The sequence below is a fragment of the Robiginitalea sp. genome (assembly GCF_049588695.1).
GTDB lineage: Bacteria > Bacteroidota > Bacteroidia > Flavobacteriales > Flavobacteriaceae > Robiginitalea.
In genome coordinates this window covers 1-4,361 of record NZ_JBAVZJ010000421.1, presented here as the reverse complement: position 1 = coordinate 4,361, position 4,361 = coordinate 1, and the positions used below count along the sequence as shown (strand labels likewise).

Below are 4,361 nucleotides of genomic sequence, written 5' to 3'. Positions count from 1 at the left end.
ATACACCATTGAGAATACCCGTGCTGCAGACCGTAACCTCACTTTTGAGTTTACAGGGTTCTCCGATTTACGCCCGACCTGGCTGGGGGAGCGCAGCGGGATGCTCGACCATCCGGATCAGGCAGTTTATGCCCCGGATTCCCAGACCTGGGGCATGACAGATACGGGCAACCCCTGGCATGTGATCTTCGGGGGTGGACTACCGGTGGCCTCTCAGGAGGAGGTTGCGAATCCGTACGCCGGGCAGGGCGCTGCAGGAATACTCAGGTACGCCCTCAACATCCCATCGGGAAGTACGCAGGTGATAAATATTGTGATTGCCGGATCGTATACCTCAGAATCCGAGGCGCGGTCTACCTATACAGACCTGAACCTGCACTCCACGGAATTGTTTGTGGAGAAATACGTTAGGTATCAGCAGATCGCGGCCAGGTCCAGACTTAGAACACCGGATTCCGTCCTGAATGAAACCTTTGAATGGTTAAAATACAACTCGGACTGGCTCATTCAGGAGGTTCCGGAGATCGGTCGGGGCATTACAGCTGGGATCCCGGATTACCCCTGGTGGTTTGGTGTTGATAGTGAATACGCCCTGCAGGGCTACATGGCCATCGGTCAGGATGATATCGTCCACCAGACGATTAAACTGCTGGACAGTGTCTCTGAGGCGGTGAATGGCAATGGTAAAATCATCCACGAAATGTCTACCAATGGCGTGGTCTTCAACCCGGGTAACATCAATGAAACCCCGCAGTTTGCCACCCTTATCTGGCGCATCTATCAGTGGAACGGAGATAGGGAATTCCTCAAAAAATATTTTCCGACCATTCAAAAAGGGCTCCAATGGCTCATGGCCGAAAATGATGGAAACAACAATAGTTTTCCTGATGGCTTTGGGATGATGGAGATCCACGGCCTGGACAGCGAAATGATCGATGTCGCTACCTATACCCAGGCGGCCTTTGCCGATGCCAGCCACATTGCTTCCACCCTTGGCGAAGAGGGTCTGGCTGCTGAATACCAGCAAAAGGCTACTGCCCTCAAAACTGCAATCAACCGCGAATTCTGGTCAGACGAATTTCAGTCCTATGCCGACTTTATGGGTACGGACGCTCAGGCCCTTCACCTTATCGACGATGCCATTATCCGTGCGGATACCCTCGATAAACCATGGGCGGTAAAAGAACTGGAACAGACCCGGAAAACCATCCTGCAGCGCTCATCCGGCCCGGAGCTGAAACCCTTTGTTTTGCATCACAATTGGGTAGTGAACACCCCCATGGAAATGGGCATAGCAGACCCTGAGAAAGCGGAAGCTGCCCTGGAAACAGCCCGCAAATTTGTGAACCCTTTTGGTGTATTCGTCACAGGTATAGACAGGGATAACACTGCCGGTACAGATGAAGGATCCTTTCAAGGCAGTAAAGTATTCTCCTATACAGGCGCCGTGATGACCTTGCCGACAGGGGTTCAGGCTATAGCGGAAAACAATTACGGGCATCCGGATCGGGCTTTGGACTACCTCAAACGGATGAGCCGTAGTTTCAGTTATGCCCTTCCGGGAAGTATGTATGAAGTTTCACCGGATTACGGTATGATCGCACAGGCCTGGAACATTTATAGTTTCGCAGTTCCCATTATCGGACAGTTTTTCGGCATACAACCCCAGGCCGCCCAAAAGGAAGTAACCGTACATCCTCGAATGCCCGTCGTGTGGGACCAGGCACAGCTGGAAAACGTACAGGTTGCCGATAATGAGATTTCAGTCTATTACGCGGTCGAAGCAACCGGTTCAACCCATTTGAAGATCCTCCAAACCCAAGAGGATTGGACCGTCCGTTTGATATTGGAAAAGGCTCGACAACAGGAATTGGAAGTGATAAGCGGTACCGTGCTCATACAAGAACAACGAGAAACGTATATTGAGATTGTGGGCCGCGGAGGTGCCCTGGAAGTTCGCTACAAAACGCATTAGGATGAAGCCCTGGCACGATAAAACCTACACCCTGGACGAGGCACTCGCCCGAATGGAACACTACTGTGCCTATAGGGAGCGCTGCCATCGGGAAGTGGTGGAAAAGCTTCGGGAAATGCGGATGATCCCCGAGGCTATTGACACCATTGTAGTTAGGTTGATCGAGGAGAATTTCCTGAATGAATCGCGCTTTGCCACGGCCTTTGTCAATGGTAAATTCCGGCAAAAAGGATGGGGCAAATTACGCCTACGCCGGGAATTAAGGCAACGGGATATTTCAGATTTCCTCATCCGCGAAGCCCTTTCCGGGATTTCTGATGACGCCTACCGGGAACGTTTTGAATCCATGGCTCAAAAACGTTGGGACGCTTTAAAAAGTGAGGGCAAATCCCTGCGAAGGAAAAAGAAGTTTGTGGATTATTTCATGTACCGGGGTTGGGAAACTGAACGGATTTACCAATACCTGGACTCCCTGTCCTGAAAGACTTTATACTCCTGGCCTATTCCAAATAGGCCCTTGCCATATTTCATATTTTTCGGGTTTTTTACTAACTTTACACTCTTAAAGTTAGGAGTGTTATGAAACCCAAAGTGACCACAGATTTCCAGCATGGACAGGCACAAATCTTTAAGAACCCGTTTCTTGAAAGTCTGACAAAAACCAATCCCCTGCAAAACGTCATTGTATACGGATCTGTGATTATTGGGTTGATTGCCCTGGCCATTGTTAAAATCGGTCTGGATTCCTGGGTTGTAGCAGGATTGTTTACATTGGGATTATTCTTTTGGACCTTTGCGGAATATATGCTGCATCGCTATGTGTTTCACTGGGTGACCGAAGCCAAATGGTCCCAGCGGTTCCACTTTATCATGCACGGATCGCATCACCAGTATCCAAGGGACAAGGAGCGCCTGTTGATGCCACCTGTTCCCGGAATTATCATGGCTTCCATCCTCTTTGGTTTATTTTACGTGGCCTTCTGGATTTTTGGCGCACCAAAATTGACCTTTGGATTCTTCCCCGGCTTTTTTACCGGATACCTGCTCTATTCCTTTGTACACCGGGCAACCCACGTTATGCGACCCCCAAAAAGGTTTAAAAAGCTTTGGATGCATCACAGTTTGCATCATTACAGATATCCAGATAAGGCTTTTGGGGTTTCAAATACGCTGTGGGACCGCATCTTTGGCACCATGCCGCCCAAAGGAACCGAGGGCTGATTCTTTCGCCCTTACCGGATAGATTTCATCCGCTCAAAAGGGATAGTGCGGTCGAATAAGTATCGATAAGTACTGTGCACCTTACAGATTGCACCGCCTACCTGCCTCATAACGAGGATCATTTTGGGGTTAAAGTCTCCTATTCCATTCATTTCCATGAAATCGTAGTCCCTGTCTTTTCGCAACACATCGGACATCACCTTAATGATGGCACCGTCAACTCCCTTGCCCTGATGTTCTGGCACTACTCCGAAGACCATACCCAGTAATTTTTTGGTGTGGCGAGTCTTCTTAAACCAGAAAAACTTAAGTTTCCCGAGAAGGTCTAACTTACCATTGACGTGTTTTAGCAGCTGATTGACTTCAGGTATACAAACAAAAATAGCTACAGGCTTCTCCTTGTAATAGGCAATCCAGATGACTTTCTCGTCCAGAATGGGCTTCAGCTGGCTCATAATTGCCCGGCCCTGTTCCATGGAAAGGGCCTGAACGCCATCGTGTTTCACCCAGGCTTTGTTATACACTTCTATAATGTCAGAGGCGTATTTCTCAAATTGTGAAAGCTTCAGATGCTCAAAGGTATAGGCTGGATCCGCCGCCACCAGATCGGCTTTATAAGCGAGACGTTTGCTCACCGGATCAAAGACATTCCTTAAAAAGGTATACTGTTGAAAATAGGTTTTAAAACCATAATTCTCGAAAAGTTCCGCGTAATATGGAAAGTTGTAATTGCACTGGTAATTGGGCTCTACCTCAAATCCCTTGGTAAGCAAACCCCACCATTTATCCCTTCTGCCGAAATTAACCGGGCCATCCATATAGGTCGCCCCCTGTTCTTGTAACCAGTCACGAGCGGTATTAAAAAGGGTGTCAGCTGCGTCCTGATCCTGGATACACTCAAAAAAACCAATCCCGGCTGAAGGTTCATTCTCCGTATCTGGGTTTGAAGGATAAGTGATAAAGGCGGCGATCCGCCCCACTGTTTTCCCTTCGTGCTTTAAGAGCCATCTCGAACATGTACCCTGTGAAAAAGCCTTGTTTTTCTCCGGATCAAAAACGGCCCGAATATCCGCATCCATAGGGCGTATCCAGGTAGGGTTATCCCTGTAAAGCCGAGTTGGAAATTCGATGAATTCTTTTTCTTCAGAATTGGAAACCAGAGAGA

The 4,361-nt window shown here is 48.6% G+C and carries 4 protein-coding genes; 3 read left to right on the top strand and 1 reads right to left on the bottom strand.

Translation table 11 applies throughout. From position 1 onward, the window contains the following. The 3 genes from WBV75_RS09875 to WBV75_RS09865 form a co-directional block, all read left to right on the top strand. Positions 1 to 1,975 (top strand): glycogen debranching protein (locus WBV75_RS09875; protein ID WP_424120453.1); only part of this gene is annotated, 1,975 nt, incomplete at its 5' end. Between the two features lies 1 nt (position 1,976). Beyond that, positions 1,977 to 2,456 carry a regulatory protein RecX gene (locus tag WBV75_RS09870; protein ID WP_424120452.1) on the top strand — a complete coding sequence of 160 codons (480 nt, stop codon included), beginning with the start codon at positions 1,977 to 1,979 and terminating at the stop codon, positions 2,454 to 2,456. 98 nt (positions 2,457 to 2,554) lie between these two features. Beyond that, a complete protein-coding gene (locus WBV75_RS09865) occupies positions 2,555 to 3,196 on the top strand; it encodes a sterol desaturase family protein (RefSeq protein ID WP_424120451.1) in 642 nt (213 codons plus the stop codon). An 11-nt stretch (positions 3,197 to 3,207) separates the two neighbouring features. On the opposite strand, the gene WBV75_RS09860 is transcribed toward WBV75_RS09865, so the two are convergent. After that, on the bottom strand, positions 3,208 to 4,361 hold a 1,154-nt coding region (locus tag WBV75_RS09860), incomplete at its 5' end, for a hypothetical protein (RefSeq protein ID WP_424120450.1).